At 65.4% G+C, this 20838-nt stretch carries 22 protein-coding genes; 9 read left to right on the forward strand and 13 right to left on the reverse strand.

The window, feature by feature from the left end:
* The first annotated feature begins 193 nt into the window (after positions 1–193).
* Positions 194–1843, forward strand: a complete 1650-nt coding sequence (locus WG900_RS18800) for a M20/M25/M40 family metallo-hydrolase (RefSeq protein ID WP_417598536.1) — start codon at positions 194–196, stop codon at positions 1841–1843.
* A 13-nt stretch (positions 1844–1856) separates the two neighbouring features.
* Here WG900_RS18800 and WG900_RS18805 read toward each other — a convergent pair whose 3' ends face one another.
* A complete protein-coding gene (locus tag WG900_RS18805; protein WP_339969692.1) occupies positions 1857–2252 on the reverse strand; it encodes a ribonuclease HI in 396 nt (131 codons plus the stop codon).
* Between the two features lie 148 nt (positions 2253–2400).
* Between WG900_RS18805 and WG900_RS18810 the strand changes: the two genes are divergently transcribed.
* On the forward strand, positions 2401–3357 hold the full coding sequence (locus tag WG900_RS18810; RefSeq protein WP_339969694.1) for a complex I NDUFA9 subunit family protein: 957 nt from the start codon (positions 2401–2403) through the stop codon (positions 3355–3357).
* A gap of 64 nt (positions 3358–3421) precedes the next feature.
* Here the strand turns inward: WG900_RS18810 and WG900_RS18815 are convergent, their stop codons facing one another.
* The 7 genes from WG900_RS18815 to metX form a co-directional block, all read right to left on the reverse strand.
* Positions 3422–4093 carry a glutathione S-transferase family protein gene (locus WG900_RS18815; RefSeq protein WP_339969696.1) on the reverse strand — a complete coding sequence of 224 codons (672 nt, stop codon included), beginning with the start codon at positions 4091–4093 and terminating at the stop codon, positions 3422–3424.
* 84 nt (positions 4094–4177) lie between these two features.
* Positions 4178–4648, reverse strand: a complete 471-nt coding sequence (locus tag WG900_RS18820; RefSeq protein WP_339969698.1) for a hypothetical protein — start codon at positions 4646–4648, stop codon at positions 4178–4180.
* 123 nt (positions 4649–4771) lie between these two features.
* On the reverse strand, positions 4772–6844 hold the full coding sequence (locus WG900_RS18825) for a TonB-dependent receptor (protein WP_339969700.1): 2073 nt from the start codon (positions 6842–6844) through the stop codon (positions 4772–4774).
* 113 nt (positions 6845–6957) lie between these two features.
* Positions 6958–7371, reverse strand: coding sequence for a hypothetical protein (locus tag WG900_RS18830; RefSeq protein WP_339969702.1), 414 nt, complete (start codon positions 7369–7371; stop codon positions 6958–6960).
* A 41-nt stretch (positions 7372–7412) separates the two neighbouring features.
* Entirely contained in the window at positions 7413–8003 is a 591-nt protein-coding gene (metW, locus tag WG900_RS18835) for a methionine biosynthesis protein MetW (RefSeq protein ID WP_339969704.1), read from the reverse strand.
* Entirely contained in the window at positions 8000–8431 is a 432-nt protein-coding gene (locus WG900_RS18840; RefSeq protein WP_339969706.1) for a GNAT family N-acetyltransferase, read from the reverse strand. The genes metW and WG900_RS18840 overlap by 4 nt, the downstream gene beginning before the upstream one ends.
* A complete protein-coding gene (gene metX, locus WG900_RS18845; protein WP_339969708.1) occupies positions 8428–9537 on the reverse strand; it encodes a homoserine O-acetyltransferase MetX in 1110 nt (369 codons plus the stop codon). Before metX ends, WG900_RS18840 begins: the two co-directional genes overlap by 4 nt.
* 77 nt (positions 9538–9614) lie before the next feature.
* Between metX and WG900_RS18850 the strand changes: the two genes are divergently transcribed.
* From WG900_RS18850 to WG900_RS18860, 3 genes are read left to right on the forward strand one after another with little or no spacing between them, the layout of a single operon-like run.
* On the forward strand, positions 9615–10715 hold the full coding sequence (locus tag WG900_RS18850; RefSeq protein WP_339969710.1) for a pyridoxal phosphate-dependent aminotransferase: 1101 nt from the start codon (positions 9615–9617) through the stop codon (positions 10713–10715).
* On the forward strand, positions 10712–11632 hold the full coding sequence (locus WG900_RS18855; protein ID WP_339969712.1) for a prephenate/arogenate dehydrogenase family protein: 921 nt from the start codon (positions 10712–10714) through the stop codon (positions 11630–11632). The genes WG900_RS18850 and WG900_RS18855 overlap by 4 nt, the downstream gene beginning before the upstream one ends.
* 16 nt (positions 11633–11648) lie before the next feature.
* On the forward strand, positions 11649–11840 hold the full coding sequence (locus tag WG900_RS18860) for a hypothetical protein (RefSeq protein ID WP_339969714.1): 192 nt from the start codon (positions 11649–11651) through the stop codon (positions 11838–11840).
* On the opposite strand, the gene nadA is transcribed toward WG900_RS18860, so the two are convergent.
* The 3 genes from nadA to WG900_RS18875 all read right to left on the reverse strand — a co-directional run bounded on the left by nadA (position 11837) and on the right by WG900_RS18875 (position 14555).
* Positions 11837–12823 carry a quinolinate synthase NadA gene (nadA, locus tag WG900_RS18865; protein WP_339969716.1) on the reverse strand — a complete coding sequence of 329 codons (987 nt, stop codon included), beginning with the start codon at positions 12821–12823 and terminating at the stop codon, positions 11837–11839. The genes WG900_RS18860 and nadA overlap by 4 nt on opposite strands.
* 61 nt (positions 12824–12884) lie before the next feature.
* Entirely contained in the window at positions 12885–13607 is a 723-nt protein-coding gene (locus WG900_RS18870; RefSeq protein ID WP_339969717.1) for an adenylate cyclase, read from the reverse strand.
* A gap of 72 nt (positions 13608–13679) precedes the next feature.
* Entirely contained in the window at positions 13680–14555 is an 876-nt protein-coding gene (locus WG900_RS18875) for an MBL fold metallo-hydrolase (protein WP_339969719.1), read from the reverse strand.
* A gap of 63 nt (positions 14556–14618) precedes the next feature.
* Between WG900_RS18875 and glpK the strand changes: the two genes are divergently transcribed.
* Positions 14619–16094: a glycerol kinase GlpK gene (gene glpK / locus WG900_RS18880; RefSeq protein WP_339969721.1), complete on the forward strand. Its 1476-nt coding sequence runs from the start codon at positions 14619–14621 to the stop codon at positions 16092–16094.
* Between the two features lie 50 nt (positions 16095–16144).
* Here glpK and WG900_RS18885 read toward each other — a convergent pair whose 3' ends face one another.
* A complete protein-coding gene (locus WG900_RS18885) occupies positions 16145–16600 on the reverse strand; it encodes a DUF1465 family protein (protein ID WP_339969722.1) in 456 nt (151 codons plus the stop codon).
* A 326-nt stretch (positions 16601–16926) separates the two neighbouring features.
* Positions 16927–17124 (reverse strand): YdcH family protein, encoded by a 198-nt coding sequence (locus WG900_RS18890; protein WP_339969724.1) that lies wholly within the window; start codon positions 17122–17124, stop codon positions 16927–16929.
* 234 nt (positions 17125–17358) lie between these two features.
* On the opposite strand from WG900_RS18890, the gene WG900_RS18895 reads away from it, so the two are divergent.
* From WG900_RS18895 to WG900_RS18905, 3 genes are all read left to right on the forward strand, one after another.
* Positions 17359–17511, forward strand: a complete 153-nt coding sequence (locus WG900_RS18895; protein ID WP_339969726.1) for a YdcH family protein — start codon at positions 17359–17361, stop codon at positions 17509–17511.
* 102 nt (positions 17512–17613) lie between these two features.
* Positions 17614–19887, forward strand: a complete 2274-nt coding sequence (ptsP, locus tag WG900_RS18900; RefSeq protein ID WP_339969728.1) for a phosphoenolpyruvate--protein phosphotransferase — start codon at positions 17614–17616, stop codon at positions 19885–19887.
* A gap of 170 nt (positions 19888–20057) precedes the next feature.
* Positions 20058–20783 carry a helix-turn-helix domain-containing protein gene (locus tag WG900_RS18905; protein WP_339969730.1) on the forward strand — a complete coding sequence of 242 codons (726 nt, stop codon included), beginning with the start codon at positions 20058–20060 and terminating at the stop codon, positions 20781–20783.
* The last annotated feature ends 55 nt before the right edge of the window (positions 20784–20838 follow it).

A 20838-nucleotide genomic window follows, 5' to 3' on the forward strand; every position in this document is an offset into this window, starting at 1 on the left:
TGCGCTCGTCATGCTTGTTGTGAACGTTCACCTAAATGATAACGTTCACTTCGTCAAGCCGGTGCCACCCGCATTTCAAATTATGCGGCCTGCATAGTGGCAGAAACACCGCGCTTCCAACAGGCCTGAACCGGCCTATGGTCAAGCAAACTGGGGGATGGCTTGGCTGGCGCGATGGGCTTAGACAGCGGAGATGACCAGACCACTCCTGACCTTTCTCGCCCTTGCCCTGATGCCGTTTGCCAGTGCCGCCGCAAAGCCATCACATCCCGAGGCAACGGTGATTTCTCCGCAGCGCCTGTCGGATGACGTGAAGACGTTGGCGTCGGACGCCTTTGCCGGCCGCGCACCGGGTACGGCGGGGGAGGACAAGACCATCGACTGGTTGGTCGGCCGTCTGAAGGCGATCGGCCTGAAGCCCGGCGGTCCCGACGGCGCGTGGACCCAGCCGGTGCCGCTGGTCCGCACCCAGCTTGGCGAAGGCACGATTACCGCTGCCGGCGCGGCCCAGTCGCTGACCCTCACCCAGAAGCGCGACATTTACCTCAGCACGGTGCGCGCCGCCGATCAGGTGCGGATTGCCTCGGCCCCGCTGGTCTTCGTCGGCTACGGCGTCACCGCCCCCGAGCGCGGCTGGGACGACTTCAAGGGCGTCGACCTCAAAGGCAAGGTCGCAGTGTTCCTGATCAACGACCCGGACTTCGAAGCCAAGGCGGGCGAACCGGTCGCGGGCAAGTTCGGCGCACGGCGGATGACCTATTACGGACGCTGGACCTACAAGTTCGAGGAAGCCGCCCGGCGCGGCGCGATTGCCGCACTGATCGTCCACGATAGCCCCGGCGCGGGCTATGGCTGGAGCACGGTTACCGCTCCCGGCGGGGAGAACTATGACGTTGCCAGTGCGCCGAACCGGGTGGCCCTGCAGGGCTGGCTCGAAGGCGGTGCCGCCAGCCGGTTGTTCGCCGCCGCCGGCCTCGATCTTGCCGCCCAGCGCGTGAAGGCCCGGTCGGCCGACTTTCGCCCGGTCGAGCTGGGCATGGCCCTATCGGCGGATCTGCCCGTCACGCACGAGGCACTGATGAGCCGCAATGTCCTCGCCCGGATCGACGGCAGGAAGCGGGCCAAGGAAGTGGTCATGTTTGGCGCCCACTGGGACGCCTATGGCCAGGGCGCGCCTGACGCACAGGGGCGCACCGTGCGGCCCGGTGCCAATGACGATGCGCTCGGCGTGGCTGGCCTGCTCGAGATTGCGCGCGCCTTCAAACAGGGCAAGGCGCCCGATCGCAGCCTAGTCTTCGCCTTCTGGACCGCCGAGGAGCGCGGCCTGCTCGGCTCGGAAACCTATGCGACGCGTCCAGTCTACCGTGCGGCAGACACGGTGGCCAACATCACGCTCGACATTCTCCAGACCGGCGGTCCGGCCCGCGACGTGATGCTGGTTGGTCAGGGCCAGAACAGCCTTGAGGACGACCTTGCCGCCGCTGCGGCGCGGCAGGGCCGCGTGGTCACGCCCGAGGCCCTGCCCGAGCGCGGACTATTCTACCGCGCCGATCACTTCCCGCTGGCCAAGCGCGGGGTGCCGACCCTGCTGTTCATGGCGATCAGCGGCGCGCCCGATCTGGCCAAGGGTGGCCGCACCGCCGGTCAGGCGTGGCTCGATGGCTATATGCGCTGCTATCACCAGACCTGTGACGAATGGAGCGAGGCGCTGGACTTCGGCAGCGCGGCGCAGGACGTTGCCTTGGCCTACCGCGTGGGCCGCGACCTCGCCGCATCGGCGCGCTGGCCGCAGTGGAGCGAGGACTCCGAATTCCGCCAGATTCGGGCCAAGGACGGGCGCTAGCGGTAGTGCGGCCCTAGCGAGGGTGCCGCGCGGCCAAGGCAATCCCGGCGAGGTTTTGCGCGCGCTTGATCCAGCGAATTCGCGTGCCGGGGACCTGTTTGGCAAGGTCCAGCACGGCGGCGGCATGGGCGTGCGGGGCTTGGCCTGTTCGCAAGGCCTCGCCCGCGTGGTCGATGATTTCGCGGGCATCGCCGATCAGCACGATGTCATCCAGTCCGAGCGATAGGGCCTGCCGTAGCGCGCAGATCAGCGCCAGCCACTCGGCATCGCTGTTGGTTCCCTGCCCCAGATCGTCGAACAGGTAAGTCGCGCCGCGGATCACCACCGCAACCTCGATCATGCCGGGATTGGGACGGCAACCGCCATCGAAATAGACTTTGGTCCGGCGGCGGGACTTGGACGTTTCCATTCGGATCGCTGCTACCTGATAAGCCAGCGGCCTGAAACCGGCGAGGATGCCTCCCGCGCCAAGCGCAGACCGCGGGCCTTCCCCTGTTGCCCAGAATGCCGGCTTGGGGCAAAGGGGCGCGATCAGATTCTTAAGGTCCGGAACCGACATGACGACTTCGCGAAACGAGCTGAACGGCAAGCTGGTGGTTCTGGTGGGCGGCAGCGGCTTTTTCGGTGCCCACGTGGCGCAGGACCTGCTCTCGCGCGGCGCACGCCTGCGGGTTGTGTGCCGCACCCCGAAGAAGGCTTACCGGCTCAAAGCGCTCGCCAATCTTGGCCAGATCCAGTTCGTCCGCGCTGACCTTGCCGACCGTTCGGTCCTGCCTGCAATCGTCGCCGGGGCTGACGGAGTGGTGAACCTCGTCGGCGCGTTCAAGGGCGATCTCGATACGCTCCACGTCCGCGCCCCCGCCGCGCTGGCCCGCGCCGCGCGCGAAGCCGGTGTCGGCGCCTTCGTCCACATCTCCGCGCTGGGCTGCGATGCCGAGAGCGACGTCGACTATGCGCGGACCAAGGCCGAAGGCGAAATCGCCGTCCGCAAAGAATTCCCGCAGGCGATGATCCTGCGCCCCTCGATCCTGTTCGGACAGGACGATGCCTTCATCACCATGTTCGCCGGCCTGATCTCACGCCTGCCGGTGCTGCCGGTGTTCGGGCCCGAGGCAAAGCTGCAGCCGGTCTTCGTTGACGATGCGGCAGAGGCCGTGGGCAATGCGCTGGCCAATCCGGCAGCCTTTGGCGGCAAGACCTTTGACCTTGCCGGTCCCGACGTGATCACCATGGGCGAGCTCAACCACCGCATCGCCGCCGCGCAGAACCGCAAGCCGCTATTCGCCGAGCTGCCCGATGCCTTCTCCGGCCTGATCGCCGCCGCCACCGGCTGGTTGCCCGGTGCGCCGCTCAGCACGGACCAGTGGAAGCTGTTGAAGGCCGGGAACATCGCCTCGGGCGGCCCCGGCATCAAGGCGTTGGGCGTCAATCCGCGCCCGCTCTCGCTGTTTCTGGATCGCTGGATGGTGGCTTATCGCAAGCATGGCCGGTTCGGCAGCAAGGCCAGCGTTTAGTTTAGTGCGCCCATCACATCCGTGATGGGCTTGCGGCACCAGACGACAGTCTGGAAAAAACTCCTTACCCGTCCACATCTCCGTAATGCGAGGGCGGCTGGATGCCGTCCTGCCGTTCGGCCAGCAGCGGGCGGAAGCTCGGGCGGCTTTTCATCACCGCGTACCAGCTGCGTGACTGGTCGTGACCGGCCCAGTCGATCCCGCCGAGGTAATCCGCTACCGAAACGTGCGCAGCGGCGGCAATATCGGCTAGGCTCATCGTCGCGCCGGCTAGCCACGGGCGGCGGTCTAGCAGGTAATCGACATAGTACAGGTGCTCATGCGCCAGCTTCATAGCCTGGCGCAGCGCGCGGCTGTCCGGCGGCTGGCGCAGGATCACGCGTTTCTTCATCTTTTCGAGCAGCAGCGGGCCTGAGACGTCCTCGTAGAAATTCTCGTCAAACAGCGAGACCAGCCGGCGCACTTCGGCGCGGGCCGAGGCATTGCCGGGGATCATCTGCGGCTTTTCCGAGGTTTCCTCGAAATATTCGCAGATCGCCCGGCTGTCGCACAGCGTCAGCTTCTTGTCCGGATCGTGGAGCATCGGCACGCGTCCGGCCGGGTTGCGGCCGAGAAACTCGTCGCGCCCTTCCCACGGATTTTCGCGCCACAATTCATAGCCCACGCCCTTTTCGGACATGAGCAGGCGCACCTTGCGGCTGAAGGGGCACAGGGGAAATTGGTAAAGCTGCCACATGACCTGCCCCAATGGCGCAAAGCACCGCCCTGCTCCAAGCCATAAGGCCCACAGTAGGGCTATTTTATCTGTGCAAAAGCCGGATCAGTAGTCGCGGGGGTCAGAATAGCGGTCGGCACGGCGATCCTCGCGGTCGATGGCGCGGCGCATCTCGTCAGCCATGCGTTCGAATTCGGGGATCATGCCCTCGATCGCGCCGGCAGTGCGGCCCATCTGGCCCATGGCGCGCGGCATTTCTCGAGCGATGTCGCGGGGAAGCTCGCGCAGGTCCGGCCCGGCGAAGTCGCGCACCCGCGCGTCATAGGGCACATCGCGCAGCTCGGGATCGCCCCATTCGCCCATGGCGCGGGCGAGCGGCCCGACCCTGAGGTCGAGCAGCATCTCGCTCATGATTGCCGCCATGGCCGATGCCCGCGCCTGCAGGGCAGGGTCGGTGAGCCGTTCGGCAACGCGCGAATTATGATACGGACCATGGCCGGCGGGGCGCGCCATGGCAGAAGACGGAACCAGCGCCGCGACTGCGAGTGCTGCGGTGAGCGATATGCGTGATATCATCCCGAACCTCCTGCTGTTGGGACCAAGTTAGCCCGTCCGGATAGGCGCGGTACGCTTTCAGGTGGCTGAATGAACGGCGGATTCGCGGCTGGTCGCACTCAAGGTGAGACAAGATGCACCCGCTCAGAAGCTGCCCTTTACCTGAAACGTGAAGATCGGCCCGATCAGCCGATTGCGTTCCTCGGTAAAGGCGATCGGCGCGGTGGTGCGCGGGCCGGTGAACACCGTGCGGTTCCAGTGCTGGCGCGCGCCCAGCAGGTTGTTCGCCTGCAGCCGCATGGTCAGCCCCATGACGTCCTTGTGCTCGATGAAGGCCGAACCCCAGAACGGCCCTTCGTAATCATGGCCGAACTCGGTGAGGCGGTAGCTCATCGACTGTTCGAAATGCCCGATCCCCACACCCCATGCGATCTGCGAGCCGGGGATATCGTGCCGCAGGTTCGCCTCGATCCCCAGCTTGGTATAGCCGTTGAACGGGATGCGGCCGCTGCCCAGCGGGTCCTTGTAGGCGGCGTTCTGGTAGAAGGCCTGAAAGTTCACCTTGGCGCCCTTGAAGCCCAGCGGATCGAGGTTGATCGTGCTGACATTCTCGATGAAGCGCACCCGCGCGCGCGGCACGTTGCCCACCGATTCCCCGCCGCCGATGGGGATCAGCGTGACATAATCCTGCGTTTCCTTGAATATCCAGTGCAGCTTGGTCGAACCCCAGGGGCCAAGGCCCTTGTTGATCTCGCCCTCGAACGTCCAGTCCTGCCGGGGGCGCAGCTGGTTGTTGCCGGTATTGGCATTGCCGTTATCGAGGAATACGCGGGCGAGGAAATCGTAGAACGACAGCTGGCCGACCTGACGCCGCAGCTTGATGTTGATGTCGAAGTCCTTCGACGGCTTCCACGCCAGCGACAACGAGCCCTTGGGCCGCACGAAACTCCGCACAAGGCCGCCTGGCCCGGTCTGCGCCAGCGTCGAACGCTCCACCGCCCCGATCACCTGCAGGGTGAGGTTCTTCGCCAAGGGGCGCGAGAAGCTGAGTGAACCTTCGTAGCGGTCCTCCTTCACCCCGCCGCCCGCCTCGGGGAACGGTACGATGTCAAACGTGCCCGCCGCATTTAGCGTGCCAAGGGTGGCGCTGGTTTCGAGCCGGTTGAACGCCGCCTCACCCGCCGCCTGCCAGCTGCCGCCCAGCATCTTCCAGCTGTATTCGGCACGGGCAATATGTTCGGCGCGCTCGCCGATCTGCTCGAACCGGTCGCCGGTTGCGGCGGCACCGGTGGACGGTACGGAGATCACGCTTTGCCAGTAAGGTTCGTGGCTCGCCCGGTCGAGGCCGATCAGCTTGAGCCGGCCAGGTCCGAGCGCGAATTCGAAATCGCCGCCGAATTCGCGGTTCCAGCCGCTGAGCCGGGACGAGACCAGCCGGGTGCGCGGTGTCCCGGTGGTCGGCGTGCGCAGGCCCTCCTCGTCGAAGCGTTCCCAGACGCGCTGGTAGGATGCGTTGATATTGCCCACCGATGTGCCGGGGCCGCGGAACTTGAGCGTGCCTGAGAGTTTTGGCGCGTCGCGATCATAGGTCCAGATATCTTCGCGGCGTTCGGTGATGCTCCCCGCGGCATTGCGGATGATCGTCGGCCCGCCCGCCGCACCGCGATTGGCATCGTTGACGAGGCTGAGCGAATATTCCGCCGCGCCCAGCTTCCCGGTGACCGAGACCGAGCCATCATACCAGCTGGGATGGGCGTAATGGGCGCGGACCTGCGGGTTCCAGCTGAACTGGCCCGAAAAGCTGTCCGACTTCGAAATGACATTGGCGACCACGCCGGTCAGCCCCGGCACCTTGAGCGTTGCCGCGTCGACAAGGTCGATCCGCACGACGTTGCCCGCCGGAATGCGGGCAAGCTGGGTGAAGATGTCATCGGACTTGGAAGACAGGCGCTCGGAATTGACCAGCACATTACCCGATGCCTGACCCAGTCCGCGCGAGCCCTGATCGGCCTGGGCAATCGAAAAGCCCGGAATCTGGTTCAGCATGTCGAGCGCGGACCGCGGGGCGAAGCGGGCGAAATCGGCGGCGGTGTAGCTGCGCTTGGATGCGACCGCTTCGGTCGCCTCAGGCGCGGCCTCGCCGGCTTCTTCAGCCAGCGCCGGGGCAGCGAAGATCAAGGAAATGAGCGCACAGGACGTGAGATGGCGTATCGCCATGAAGGTTCTCCCAATCGTCCCGCTGGGCCATCAGGTAGCGGGGGGAGCGGCGTTTGACAGGGAGCCTCGACCGGGAGCGAACCCGGTCCGACGAACGGATTCGGTCAAATAAATCAGCGCTTGGCGGTGGCAGGTACTTCGGCGTCAAGCAGCGGCAGGCAGGCGCGGACCGTGCGCCCGACGAATTCCGACGGATTAACAGAGGCAATCGCGCCCTTCTGCAGTTCATCGACGCGAACCTTGAGCAGGGCCTGCACGGCCTCGCGCGTGGCGCCGGTTTCGTCCATCAGCCGTGCGGTGGTGTGCACGAAGAATTCGCGCCCACGCTCGCCCAGCGGCGGGAAGACATTGGCCCCGGGAGCGCCGCGCTTCTGGTCATAGGCGATCAGTCCGAACGCCGCTGAACAGCGCAGCGAGGTCTCCTGCGCGAGGTTAAGCCTGGGGGAGGCAGCCGGCGTCTGGGCAGCAGCCGGCAGCGCGGAAAACAACAGGGCGGAGCCAAGGAGAATGCGGTTCATCGTGCTCATGTGCCTACCTCAACCTGAACGCAGCATAGCAATTGATTGGCCTAGCGGCGCGAAATGAGGAACACCGCGTGTTCGGCCCGGAAGGCAGCCGCCGCGGGCGAGCACAGCTTGTCACCCGACAGGTACCACGATTCCTCCACCGTGATCCCGCGCGCGGCAACCAGATCGCGGAAGTCTGCCACGGTGACATGGTGGATGTTCGGCGTTTCGTACCATGCCACCGGCAGCAGCCGCGTCACCGGCATCCGTCCGTTCCACAGCAGCGACAGCCGCACCCGCCAGTGGGCAAAATTGGGAAACGAGACGAAGGCCTTGCCGCCGATGCGCAGCAGATGCTCCAGCACCTGATCGGGCCGGTGGGTGGTCTGCAGCGTCTGGCTGAGGATCGCATAGTCGAACGACTGGTCGGGATAGATCGCCAGATCGCTATCGGCATCGCCCTGAATCACCGACAGGCCGCGCGCCACGCAATTGGCGACCGAGGCGGAATCGATCTCCATCCCGCGGGCATCGCACTGCCGCTCGTCACGCAAGACGGCGAGCAGGTCGCCATCGCCGCAGCCGACATCGAGCACCCGCGCACCGGGGCGCACGTTGGCGGCGATAATCGCAAGATCGGGGCGAAGGTTCATGACGCGCCCCTCAAGCTGGCGGCATAGTCCGGGGCAAGGCGCTCCATGAGATTTTGGGGCCGGATGAGGGAATGGAACCCCAGTTTCGAATAGACCCCATGGGCATCCTTGGTCGTCAGTGCAAAGCGGCGAATTCCGGCAAAGTCAGGATGGTCGAGAAACCAGTTCACCATCCGGCGCCCCAGTCCGCTGCCGCGAACAGGCTGGTCGATCCACACATCGGCGATCCAGGCAAAGGTTGCATGGTCGGTTATTGCGCGTGCGAAGCCAACCTGTTCGCCGTTTTGATAGGCTCCCAGCGGATGCGATCCAGCAATCGCCCGCTCGACGAGCGTCCGTTCGATGCCCGGCGACCAATAGCTGGAAGCAAGCCAGCCATGGACACGGGCGAGATCGAGTCGGGCCGGGTTATCGTCGAGTTCGATCATTGATCGAGGAACCCGGCAATCACGCGGTCAAGCTCGGGCACTTCCAGCAGGAAGCTGTCATGCCCGAACGGCGCGGCCAGTTCGACGAAGCTCACCGGAGCGCCCGCCGCGTTGAGTGCGTGGGCAAGATTGCGCGATTCGATGGTCGGGTAAAGCCAGTCGGTGTCGAACGAGACGAGGCAGAACCGCGCCTTGCAGTCCGTAAAGGCATCGGCCAGCAATCCGCCGCACTCTTCCGCCAGATCGAAGTACGACATGGCGCGCGTAATATAGAGGTAGGAATTGGCATCGAAGCGCCCGGTAAAGCTCTCGCCCTGATAGCGCAGATAGCTTTCCACCTGAAAATCGGCGTCAAAGCCAAAGCTCTTGGCCTCACGGTCCTGCAGGCGGCGGCCGAACTTTTCCGACAGTGTGGCCTGCGACAGGTAGGTGATGTGCGCGGCCATGCGCGCCACGGACAGTCCGGCGTCAGGGGCCTTGCCGGTGTTGTAATAGGCACCGCCTTGCCAGTTCGGATCGGCCATCACGGCTTGGCGCCCGACTTCCTGAAAGGCGATGTTCTGCGCCGGCATCTCGCCGGTGGCGGCAATCGCCAGCACACGCCGGGCGCGGTCCGGCCAGTTCGCGGCAAGGCTGAGCGCCTGCATCCCGCCCATCGATCCGCCGACGACGGCGTGCAATTGCCCCACGCCCAGCGCATCGAGCAGCGCCAGATGCGCGCGGACCATGTCGCGGATGGTGATGACGGGGAAGCGCATCGCCCAGGGTTGGCCATCAGGCGCAGGGCTGGATGGCCCGCTGGTGCCCATGCAGGACCCCAGCACATTGGGGCAGATGACATAGAACCGGTCAGTATCGATGCCCTTGCCCGGGCCGACCATCCGGTCCCACCAGCCGGGCTTGCCGGTGATCGGGTGCGTGCTCGCCAGATACTGGTCGCCGGTGGTCGCGTGGCAGATCAGCACGGCGTTATCACCCGCCGCGTTGAGGCTGCCGTAAGTCTCGTAAGCGATGCGCACGCCGGCAAGGCTCTGCCCGCAATCGAGCGGCAGGGCTTCGGTCAATTCCAGCACGGTGCTGGCAGTTACAGGTGCGGCTTTGGCCATGGCCAGCGGACTAGAGCCTGCTGTGGGCCAGTCAATGGGGTTTCAATCGTGCGCCACGGTGCTAAGGCCCGCCCGAAATGAGCCAAGGTCCGATCCCGAAAAGCTGGATCTCCGCGATCCATGCCTATGTCCCCGGCAAGAGCGCGGGCGCAGACGGCCGTCCGCTGATCAAGCTCTCCGCCAACGAGAACCCGCTGGGCACCTCGCCCGCCGCGCTAGCGGCGCGCAGCGAGGCGGCGGAAACACACCGCTATCCCGATCCTGACAGCAAGGCCCTGCGCGCCGCCATCGGCGAAGTGCACGGCATCGATCCGGCGCGACTTGTCATGGGCACCGGCTCGGACGAATTGCTCAACCTTGCCGCGCAGGGCTATGCCGGTGTGGGCGATGAAGTGCTGTTCTCGCGTTACAGCTTCTCGGTCTACGACATTGCCGCAAGGCGCTGCGGCGCGACCCCGGTGATCGCGCCGGACCTCGATTTCGGCACTGATGTCGACGCGCTGCTGGCGCTGGTGAGCCCGACCACGCGCGTGGTGTTCGTGGCCAATCCGAACAACCCGACCGGGTCCTACCTGCCTGCAAGCGAACTGGCGCGGCTGCATGCTGGCCTGCCCGCCGATGTGCTGCTGGTGATCGATCAGGCCTATGCCGAATATGTCGCGCCGGCGGACGACGATGGCGCTTTTGCCCTCGCTGCGGCGCACGGCAACGTGCTGGTGACCCGCACCTTCTCGAAAATCTTCGGCCTCGCCGGCGAGCGTGTGGGTTGGGGTACCGGCGCGCCCGGCATCGTCGACACGCTCAACCGCATCCGCGGGCCGTTCAACGTCACCAACACCGCGCAGGCCATGGCGCTGGCCGCCGTGGGCGACCGCGATTTCGTGACCGCCACGCGCGAACACAACGCCCGTGAACGCGCCCGCTTCGTCGCATCGCTGGAGGCTCTCGGCAACCACGGCCTGCGCCCGCTGCCGAGCGAAGCGAACTTCGTGCTGATCCTTTTTTCAGGCAAGCTGACTGCCGAAATGGCCTACAACGGCCTCGCCGAGCGCGGCTACATCACCCGCTGGCTGCCGGGGCAAGGCCTGCCGCAGGGCCTGCGCATCACCATTGGCACGGCAGAGCAGATGGACGAGATCGCCGCTGGCTTGCGCGACATGGCGGAAGCCGCGCGATGAGCTTCGAGCGCGTTGCCATCATCGGCCTTGGCCTGCTCGGCGGTTCGATCGGCCTTGCCGTGCAGGACTACCTGCCGGGCGTGGCGACCACCGGTTATGACGCCGATCCGGCCACCCGGGCGCGGGCGCGCGAGCTGGGCCTTGCCGGCACGATCAGTGACACTGCCGCCGAAGCTGTAAGCCAATCCGACCTAGTGATCTTCTGCGTCCCCGTTGGCGCGATGGCTGCCGCTGCCGCAGAGGTGGCCGGTTCGCTGCGGCCCGATGCGCTGGTCAGCGATGTCGGCTCGTCAAAGGAAAGCGTGGCAAAGGCGCTCTCCGATGCACTGCCCGGCGCAGCGATCATTCCGGCGCACCCGGTCGCGGGCACTGAACATTCGGGTCCGGACGCCGGTTTTGCCAGCCTGTTCCGCAACCGTTGGTGCATCATCACTCCGCCCGAGGGCGCCGACCCGGCCAAGGTCAAGGCACTGTCCGAATTCTGGACCGCGCTGGGCGCCAATGTCGAACTGATGACGGCGCAGCACCACGATCTCGTGCTGGCAGTGACCAGCCACCTGCCGCACCTTATCGCCTATACCATCGTCGGCACGGCCTCTGATCTCGAAGGCGTGACGCAGGGCGAAGTGATCAAGTATTCCGCCGGCGGCTTCCGCGATTTCACCCGCATCGCCGCGAGCGATCCGACCATGTGGCGCGACGTGTTCCTGACCAACAAGGACGCGGTGCTCGAGATGCTGCAGCGCTTCAGCGAAGACCTCACCGCTTTGCAACGCGCAATCCGTGTCGGCGACGGCGACCAATTGTTCGACCACTTCACCCGCACCCGGGCCATCCGCCGCTCAATCATCGAGCTTGGCCAGGACGACGCCCGCCCCGATTTCGGCCGCAGCGACCACGGCGGCACCGAACCCTGAACCGAAGGATCAAACGATGAGCTATGCTGTCTGGATTGCCCTCGCCGTCGTGCTGATCGCCGTGATCCCGCCGATCATCAAGAGCGCCCGCGCCAAGGAGCGCAAGGGTGACGGCTCGGGCGATGCCGGGTCGACCTCAAGCAGCGATTCGTCCTGCGATGCCAGCGATGGCGGAAGCTGCGGCGGTGGAGACGGCGGCGGCGATTAAGCCCGCCCCAAGTCCCCCTTGCCCACGGTCCCGCTTGCCATCTCCAGCATCCGGTCGAGGCTCTTGCGAGCGCGCAGGCGCAGGCCTTCCTCGATCTCGATGCGCGGTTGCAGGTCACGCAGCGCGACGTAGAGCTTCTCCAGCGTGTTGAGCGCCATGTAAGGGCAGATGTTGCAGTTGCAGTTGCCGTCTGCACCGGGCGCTCCGATGAAGGTCTTGTTCGGCAGCGCCTTTTCCATCTGGTGGATGATGTGCGGCTCGGTCGCGACGATCAGCTTGTCGCCGGGGAAGGTCTTGGCGAATTGCAGGATGCCGCTGGTCGAACCGACATAATCGGCATGGTCGATGATGTGCGGCGGGCATTCGGGATGCGCGGCGACCGGCGTTCCGGGGTGCTGCGCTTTCAGCTTGAGCAGCTCGGTCTCGCTGAAAGCCTCGTGGACGATGCAGACGCCCGGCCAGAGCAGCATGTCGCGCCCGAACTTGCGGTTGAGATAGCCGCCGAGGTGGCGATCGGGGCCGAAGATGATCTTCTGGTCCGCCGGGATCTGGGCGAGAATCGTCTCGGCGCTGGAGCTGGTGACGATCACGTCGGACAGCGCCTTCACCTCGGTCGAGCAGTTGATATAGGTCAGCGCGATGTGATCGGGGTGCGCCTCGCGGAAGGCGCGGAACTTGTCGGGCGGGCAGGCGTCTTCAAGGCTGCACCCGGCGTTCATGTCGGGCAGGACGACAATCTTCTGCGGGCTGAGGATCTTGGCGGTATCGGCCATGAACTTCACGCCGCAAAAGGCGATGACATCGGCGCTCGATTCGGCGGCCTTGCGGCTCAGCTCCAGACTGTCCCCGACAAAATCGGCGAGGTCCTGGATTTCCGGCTTCTGGTAATAATGCGCCAGGATCACCGCATTGCGCTCTTTACGCAGGCGGTCGATCTCGGCGCGAATGTCGAGGCCGGTGAGGTTGGTCGGCTGGGCAGTCATCGTGGCGCGTCCCTTGGGCAAGTGGTGCGAAAGGGCAGATAGGGACTAACGCCGCCTGAATCTATCCCCCGGCGATGGAAGCTGCGAGTTCCTGCACCATGCGGTTGGTGGCGGCGAGCGATACCAGCACTTCGGTCATCGCCAGAATGCCCCCGACCGTGGCGGTCGAGGGATGAATGCGGCCCATTGTGCGGCGATCATGCAGCGCCATCACGCCAACCAGACCCAGCTGGATCGCGAGCGTAAGCCAGCCGCCCCACGGCACGATCAAGGGCATGGGCAGCAGGCGCCCGAGCGCCGGGTTGGTCAGCCCGATCAATGCGCCCGTCATCAGGCGGCGGTGATAATCGGTTTCGCTGCGCCGGGTGATCGCCGCAAAGACAAGGCCGCCAAAGACCACCGCGCCGACCTGCGTCAGCGCGAGAAAATAGGCCGGGGTGAAGAATGGTGGAACGTAGCCCCCGCGCAGCGCCGCGACGCCCGAGAACGACATTGTACCGACGACCGCGACGGCAAGGTATGCGCCGATCCAGCCAAGCTTGCGATGGCGAGCCAGATCACCTCCGGCAGCATGACGCGCCTGAAATACGTGCAGAGCGAGCCACGAAACCATCACGAGCCCGTGGACGTGCGGCCAGATCAGCGTGTAGCTATAGCTCGCCCGGCCCAGCAGGGCGTTGAGCGCAAAACACGCGATGATGAAGACTGCGAGAACAGTCGTGAACTTGCGGAACCATGCCGCATCGCCCACTTTGTCCATCGTCGGAACTGCCACTGAATCCATTTGGAAAACTCCCCTATCACCCGGCTCTAAGTTACAATACTTAACACTGGTAACAAGAGGGTTTCGACAGGCTCAGTCCAGCAACGACCAGCTTTCATGAACGCGCGAAACCTTGCCGCGCTGCTCAAGATCAATCAGGTGGGCGAGCACCGAGCGCCCCGCCGCCGGCCACAGCCGTTCATCAACGCCCTTGTACATGCGCGGCACCATGGCGGTGATCTCCGCGAGTCCCTCGACCAGCAATTTCAGGATCTGCCGTTCGCGCTGGCGGCGGTGGCCGATCATGCCGCGCACCAGTTGGCGGGTCTTGTCCACCTGCGGGCCGTGCGCCGGGTAATAGACGCGGTCCTCGCGGGCGTAGAGCTTGTCGAGGCTGGCCATGTAAGCCGCCATGTCGCCGTCGGGCGGTGCGACGACCGAGGTGGACCACCCCATCACGTGATCCCCGGTAAACAGCGCGCCGCTTTCCTCCAGCGCGAAGCACAGGTGGTTCGAGGTATGGCCCGGCGTGGCGACCGCGATCAGCGTCCAATCAGGGCCGGAAAGCTTGTCGCCATCGCGCAGCACGCGGTCTGGCGCATAGCTGGTATCGAAGGCGGCATCGGCGCGCGGGCCTTCGTCCTCGTAAGCGAGAGCCGCGCAGCCGATCACCGGCGCGCCTGTCAGGCGCGAGAGCGGCCCGGCAGCGGGCGAATGGTCGCGGTGCGTATGCGTGCAGCAGATCGCCGCGACCTCGGCGTCACCAATCGCGGCCATCAGCGCCGCAAGGTGCAGCTCTTCGTCCGGCCCCGGATCAATCACCGCCACGCGCGCGCCGGCGCCGACGATATAGGTCTGCGTGCCGGTAAAGGTGAAGGGCGAGGGATTGGGCGCCAGCACGCGCCGCACCAGCGGTTCCACCACTTCGCTTGTTCCGGTAGGCCAGGGACGCTCGGGGATATTCATCATTAGCGCTATGCGTATTCCCAACGGCCATGTCGAGCGGCTAGGCTTCTCGCTGGGGAGAGCGGAATGGCACATGATCCGTTGATTCTGGTTCTTGACGAAGGCACGACCTCAACGCGGGCGATCGTCTTCGCCGCCGATGGCGCGGTGATCAGCGCGGCGCAGCAGGACCTGACGCAGTATTATCCCCAGCCCGGCTGGGTCGAACATGACGCCGCCGAGATCTGGGACAAGACGCTGGCCTGCGCGCGTGAAGCGGTGTCAGCGGCAGGCGGCGCGGATCGCGTGGCCGCCATCGGCATCACCAACCAGCGCGAGACGATCGTCGCTTGGGACAAGACCACTGGCGAGCCGCTCCACCGCGCGCTCGTGTGGCAGGACCGGCGCACGGCGGATCGGTGTGCGGCGCTGAAGGCTCGCGGGCTTGAGGAGCACGTGCAGTCGCGGACCGGCTTGCTGCTCGACCCCTATTTCAGCGCCACCAAAGCGGCATGGCTGGTCGAAAACGTGGCCGATGTGCGCCAAGCCGCCGCTGCCGGAACGCTGGCGATCGGCACGGTGGAAACGTGGCTGGCTTTCAAACTGACCGGCGGCCTGCACATATCGGACGCCACCAACGCCAGCCGCACCGCGCTGCTGCCGCTCGATGCGCCGACATGGGACGCGGGGCTGTGCGACATGTTCCGCGTGCCGATAGCGGCGCTAGGTGAAGTCACCGACTGCGCCGGTGCGCTCGGCACAGCGCTTCCCGAATGGATCGGTCGCGCTATCCCGCTCACCGGCATGGTCGGTGACCAGCAATCGGCGACGATCGGGCAGGGCTGCCTCGCCCCCGGGCAGGTCAAGGCGACTTATGGCACCGGGGCTTTCGTCCTCGCCAACATGGGGCCGCGCCTGCCCAAATCTGCGCACCGCTTGCTGGGCACCGTGCTGGTGCAGCAGAGTGGCAAGCGGACCTATGCGCTGGAAGGATCGGTCTTCGTCGCCGGCAGCCTGATCCAGTGGCTGCGTGACGGGCTGGGGCTGATAGCCAGTTCCGCCGAGACAGAGGCGCTGGCACGGTCAGTGGAAGATAGTGCGGGCGTGGTCATCGTCCCGGCGCTCTCCGGCCTTGGCGCGCCGCACTGGCAGCCCGAGGCGCGCGGGGTGGTCACCGGCCTGTCGTTCGCTGCCGGCAAGGCGCACATCGCCCGCGCGGCGCTGGAAGCGATGGCAGCGCAGACACAGGACCTCGCCCGCGCCTTTGCGGCAGACGGCGCGGCTTGGCGGCACCTGCGGATCGACGGCGGGATGAGCGCGAACGACTGGATGTCGCAGGACCTGGCTGATCTGCTGGGGTTGGAGGTCGAGCGCCCCGACATGGTCGAAACGACAGCGCTCGGCGCGGCGATGCTGGCGGGCGTCGGCGCAGGTCTGTTCGCTACGCTCGGCGAAGCGGCGACAGCCATGCGCGGCACGACGCAGCGGTTCCTGCCTTCAATGAACGAGGCAACCCGCGCCGCGCGGATCAAGGCCTGGGGAAAAGCCTTGTTGGCGGTCTAGGATTTGCGAAGAATCTTCACTGCCGTCATCCCGGCGAAGGCCGCTCTAAATCAGCCAACCATGCCGCTGAGCCGGTCGCGCAGGCGGCGGATCGCCGGCACCTGCATCGGCACGTTATCGCGCCAGCCCCGGTCGAGCCGGGACAGCCGCGCATAGAACCGCTCAGTCGCGCCGATCAGCTCGCAAACCGTGGGCGAAAGCAGGGCCAGCCGGTCTGGATCGGCGGGGGGAAAATCGGACTGCAGCTTGCCGTACCGGCGGAGCTGGAATTCGCTGATCTCGCCGCGGAAGTAGGCGCGGTGATTGAGCAGCCATGCCACCGCATGCATCATCCGCGTTGTCGTGCGCAGCGCCTCGCACGACAGGGCAATGCGTGCTTCATCCTCGGGGCTGCGGTCGCCATGATCGGTAAAGCTGAACATCGCCCGCACTTCGTCCGACAGGACAAGCCCCTCGCCATAGAGCGCTTCGATGATGCGCGGGTTCATGTTGGCTGGTCTCTCCATCGCCAATTGCGATAGACCCGTGAATCCGCGCGTTTCAACTGCGCTGAGCGGTGATGCACAGGCCAATTCGGGACTGTGCCGGAACGGAACGGTTTCGTCCGCCTCACGGCGGTTCGGAAAGCCCGTCCGGGCTTTCCTGGCTGAGCCATCCCGCTCCCCTTCCCGGCCACCCATCAGCAGGATATTCTGGGATGAGTGGCCGGGAAGGGGAGCGGGATGGCACAGCTAGCTATTCGCGGATGCGAATAGCGCACCCACTTAAAGACTCTGGGCTGATGCCGTAGGCTCGGGCGGACGCCCGGGCCGCACTGCCGTCAGGCGGACAATTACGCGATGATATCCGGGATCAGGTAATCCTCGATGATCGAAATTTGGTCCTTCAGCTTCAGCTTGCGCTTTTTCAGGCGGGCGATCTGCAGCTGGTCGTTGGCGCCCGCAGCGGTCAGCGCGTCGATGGCAGCATCGAGATCGCGATGCTCGATCCTGAGCATTTCCAGCCGCTTGCGCATTTCCTCTTCGGTCACGCCGCCTCAATCCCTTCACCAGTGCCGACGAAATGACCGGCGAATACGGTTAACCGCCCGCCGCGTGTCCGGGGCGATTGCTCCGGTATAGTATCGGTTACGCTTCGCAAGATAATGGTAATGTGCTTTCCTGACAATCGCACTGCAGGACAACACCGGTCCTGAGTCGGTCGGAGAGGAAAGTTCTGCAGTGACACCCGGAGAAAACGGGGGGAGCAACCTAAGGAGTAGCTCATGCAACAGTCGCATGCCAGTGCACTACAGCTCAAGCACGAAGGCCTTGAACGCCGCATCCAGCAGGAAATGAGCAGGCCTTCGCCTGATTTTACCCAAGTCCAGGCGCTCAAGAAGCGCAAACTCCGCATCAAGGAAGAATTGTCGCACTGATCGGCGATCTGGGCATAAGGTGGTCGGCCGGGATGGATCCATCCCGGTCGGAAACCGCAGCCATCCGTTTCAATTCCCGTCATAGTAGGCTAGCAGCGCATCATGCTTGATGCGATTGCTTCCGCACGGACCATCCTGACCCGCCTTCACGAGGTGATGGCCTCGCGCAGCGCCGCGCAGGCTAAGCTTAACACCGTGGTAGATGTGATCGGTGGCGGCCTCGATAGCGAGGTCTGCTCGATCTACCTGCTGCGCGAAGGCATGCTGGAACTGTTCGCCACCAAGGGTCTGTCGCAGGATGCCGTCCACGTTACGCGCATGGGCATCGGCGAGGGTCTGGTCGGCACCATCGCGGGCAATGTCGAAACGCTCAACCTGGCCGAGGCGACCGCGCACCCGGACTTTTCCTATCGCCCGGAAACCGGCGAAGACAAGTATCACTCCTTCGCCGGGGTACCCATCGTCCACCGCGAACGCGCGGTCGGGGTGCTCTGCGTCCAGCACGCCGATCCGCGCCGCTATGCCGATGTCGAGATCGAGGCGCTGCAGACCGTGGCCATGGTGCTGTCCGAACTTATCGCCAGCGCCGGCCTTGTCGACGAGGAAGAGGCGTGGGGGCTTACCGCCGCCCAGTCCGGCCCGGCGCAGATGCACGGGCTGACGCTGGTCAAGGGACTGGCGAGCGGCGTGGCCGTATTCCACCAGCCGCGCGTCACCATCGAACACACCGTAGCCGAAGATACCGAGGCAGAGCGCCAGCGCGTCTACCTCGCCTTTGACCGGATGCGCGAACAGATCGACAAGATGGCCGCCCAGGCCGAGTTCGGCGGCGGCGGCGAGCATGATGAGGTGCTCGAAACCTACAAGATGTTCGCTTACGACGAAGGCTGGAAGCGGCGCATCAATGACGCGATCGATTCCGGACTGACCGCCGAAGCCGCGATCGAGCGTGTCCAGCAGCACACCCGCATGCGCATGCGCCAGATCGACGATCCGCTGCTGGCAGACCGGATGCATGACCTTGAGGACATGGCCAACCGGCTGATGCGCACGGTCTCGGGCCAGCTCGGCACGGCGGCCTCCAAAGGCCTGCGGCAGGACGCGATCCTGATTGCACGCAACCTTGGCCCGGCGGAACTGCTCGAATATGACAAGCGCCGGCTTAAAGGCGTGATCCTTGAGGAGGGCTCGCTCACCGCCCACGTGGTGATCGTGGCGCGGGCAATGGGCGTGCCGGTGCTCGGCCGCGTGGCTGGCCTGCGCGGCGTGGTGCGCGAAGGCGACGAGCTGCTGCTTGACGCTGACATGGGGACTGCCACCGTCCGGCCGACCCCGGCGATCGAGGAAGCCTTCAACGCCCGCTTCGCCCGCAACCGCGAAAAGCAGGCGGCATGGGCAGCGCTGCGCGATGTCGAACCGCGCACCAAGGACGGCGTGCGCGTCACCGTGATGATGAACGCGGGCCTGCGCGATGACATGCCGATGCTGAGCATGACCGGCGCCGACGGCATCGGACTGTTCCGCACCGAATTCCAGTTCCTCGTTTCCGCTACCCTGCCCGCACGCGAACGCCAGACACGGCTCTATCGCGACGTGCTGGAGGCAGCGGGCGACAGGCCGGTGGTGTTCCGCACGGTCGACATCGGCGGCGACAAGGCGCTCCCTTACCTGCGCCATGACGACGACGGCGACGAGGAGAACCCAGCGATGGGCTGGCGCGCGCTGCGCGTCGCGCTCGAACGCGAGGGCCTGCTCAAGGCTCAGGCCCGCGCCCTGCTTGAGGCCGCCGGGGGTCGCACGCTCAACGTCATGTTCCCGATGGTGTCAGAGCCATGGGAATTCGATGCCGCCAAGGCCGTGTTCGATGCCCAGCTGAAATGGCTCAAGGGTCAGCGCAAGATGCTGCCGCAGGAAATCCGCTATGGCGCGATGCTCGAAGTGCCGGCTCTGGCGGAAATGCTTGACGTGCTGGCTCCGAAGATCTCGTTCCTGTCGATAGGCACCAATGACCTCACCCAGTTCCTCTTCGCTGCCGACCGCGCGAACCCCAAGCTGGCCGAGCGCTACGACTGGGTCAGCCCGTCGATCCTGCGTTTCATCGCCCGCGTGCTGAAAAACGTCGAAGGCAAGGGGGTCGACGTTGCCGTCTGCGGCGAAATGGGCGGCCGCCGGCTGGAAGCGCTGGCGCTGATCGGCGTGGGCGTGCGACGCCTGTCGATCACCCCGGCATCGGTCGGCCCGATAAAGGAACTGCTGACTAAGGTCGACACGCGCGAGATCACGGAGGCCATGCAGGGCTGGCTAGCCAATCCCCCGGCCAGCATGCGCGCCGAATTGGTCGCCTGGGCCAGCGCGCGCGGCATCGACTGCGACTGAACTGGCAGCGGGTAGCGCCACTGGCCAAGCGATTGGCCGCGCGCAGGCCGCACCCTGCCGCGTAGGCCGCCAAGGTCACCTTATTGTAACATCGTTTTGCTTGACAAGACTGCGGTGCAGCCCTTGGTTACCAACTCCTTTGGTCGCAACACTAACAAAATCGGTACGGGATGTCAGAGCAGGAAGCCCATCAGCCGCAACTGCCGCTTGCAGGCGTGGGTCCGCGGTTGAAAGCCGCACGTGAACAGCTGGGAATCACTCGAGAGGGGATGGCCCAGAAGACGCGCATCGCCGAACGGTTGATCGCCGCGATCGAGGCGGGGGACTGGGATGCGCTGCCTTCGCGCACCTATGCCACCGGCTTCACCCGCTCCTATGCCCGCGCCGTCGGGCTGGACGAAAAGGCGATCGTTTCCGAAGTCCGCCGCGAAATGGGCCTGGCCGAACCGGTCGAATACCGCGCCAGCGCCGCTTCGCTTGAACCGGGCGACCCTGCCCGCGTGCCGGGATCGAAATTCGCCTGGGGGCTTGCCTTGCTGGCGATCGTGCTGGCGGTAGGCGGCTATTTCGCCTTCCGCACGCTGTTCTCACCGGCTGTCGTCCTGCCGGAAACGCTGCCGATTGAGACCGCCAGCGCCGAGGTGGTGGTAACCACCGAAGCCACGGTTCCCGCGATCTATCCCAGTCTGGGAGCAGATGGGTCCCTGCTGCCGACCGAGGCGGCAGCACAGGTGGGCCAATCCGCCGCGCCGCGCCGCGCGGAATCGCGCCCTTCGGTGCGGCCCACGACGCGGGCATCGTCCAGCCCCTCGCCTAGTCCGCAGCCGGCTCCCGCGCCGCCCCCGGCGACTGAGCAAGGTTCGGTTCAGCCGCCACCTTCCACCGTTTCGAACTGATCTCCTCTCGACACGTCAGCCCGGTCAGGGGTAGAAACGTGGTTAAATCTGCCCG

The organism is Novosphingobium aquae (assembly GCF_037572715.1).
Lineage (GTDB): Bacteria > Pseudomonadota > Alphaproteobacteria > Sphingomonadales > Sphingomonadaceae > Novosphingobium > Novosphingobium aquae.